This window comes from Oleiphilus sp. HI0086 (genome assembly GCF_001635225.1).
In genome coordinates, this window is record NZ_LWFZ01001317.1 from 1 (window position 1) to 1249 (window position 1249).

A 1249-nucleotide genomic window follows, 5' to 3' on the forward strand; every position below is an offset into this window, starting at 1 on the left:
ATAGCGACATCGAAGGGGGTTATTTTTTTCCCTTTCGCACGAGTGGCAGCCGCTTTTTTTACTTTGACGGGTTTTATGCCTTGCTTACGAAGCTGTGCTTTGACCAAGGCCGAGTTTGCCGCGGCCATAACGCCTGTGGTTTTATTGCCTTTCCGGTCAGTACCTTCCCAGGAAAAGGACAGTGTCTTATCTGTGGTGCTTGCCATGTGTTAGTCCTTGGTTACACGTTCGACTTCTTCAAGGCTGGTGACGCCTTCAATAGCCTTTAAAAGTGCTGATTTTCTAAGGTTGTTAAAGCCTTCTTCATCTGCCTGCTTTGCGATTTCAAGTGAAGTGGCTTCGGACATAATAAGTTGAGCGATCTTAGGCGTGTTTTTAACGACTTCGTAAATGCCCACCCGGCCTTTATAGCCTTTATTACATTTATCACACCCTTTTGGTTTATAAAGTGTAAAACCTGTATCAATTTGTTCTTTTGTGAAGCCTTCCTTCTCTAGTGTTTCGGGAGGGATATCAGCAGGCTCTTTACAGGCGCTGCATAAGCGTCTTGCCAGTCGTTGTGCGATGATAAGACTGACAGATGTGGCGATGTTAAATGCCGGAACGCCCATATTGATCATACGAGTTAAGGTTTCTGGTGCACTATTGGTATGCAGGGTCGACATGACCATATGACCCGTCTGTGCTGCTTTGATCGCGATAGACGCAGTTTCCAGGTCTCGAATCTCACCCACCATGATGATGTCAGGGTCTTGACGTAAGAAAGACCTAAGCGCTTCAGGGAAGCCAAGCCCGACCTTCGGGTTAACGTTAACCTGGTTGATACCTTCCAGGTTGATCTCAACCGGGTCTTCCGCGGTAGAGATATTTCGTTCGTCAGTATTTAGTATATTCAAACCGGTATAGAGTGATACTGTTTTACCACTCCCCGTAGGGCCGGTTACTAGGATAAGCCCTTGCGGCTGGTGAAGCGCATCCATATAGAGCTCTTTCTGGACGTCTTCGTAACCCAATGCGTCAATCCCCATTTTCGCGCTGCTCGGGTCAAGAATACGCAATACAATTTTTTCGCCCCACAACGTAGGTAGGGTATTCACCCGGAAATCAATCGCTTTGGTTTTTGATAGCTTTAGCTTAATACGTCCATCTTGAGGAATTCGCCGCTCAGAAATATCCAGCTGGGACATAACCTTTAAACGGGCTGATATCTTGGGGGCCAGTTTAATGGAGGGCTTTGAAACTTCGTGTA

At 46.7% G+C, this 1249-nt stretch carries 1 protein-coding gene and 1 pseudogene; both read right to left on the reverse strand.

The genetic code is table 11. From position 1 onward, the window contains the following. Positions 1 to 206 (reverse strand): annotated as a pseudogene (locus A3756_RS22775) (type II secretion system F family protein); the annotation flags it as partial. Between the two features lie 3 nt (positions 207 to 209). Then, positions 210 to 1249, reverse strand: a 1040-nt coding sequence (locus tag A3756_RS22780; protein WP_197481476.1) for an ATPase, T2SS/T4P/T4SS family, incomplete at its 5' end; no start/stop codon positions are given.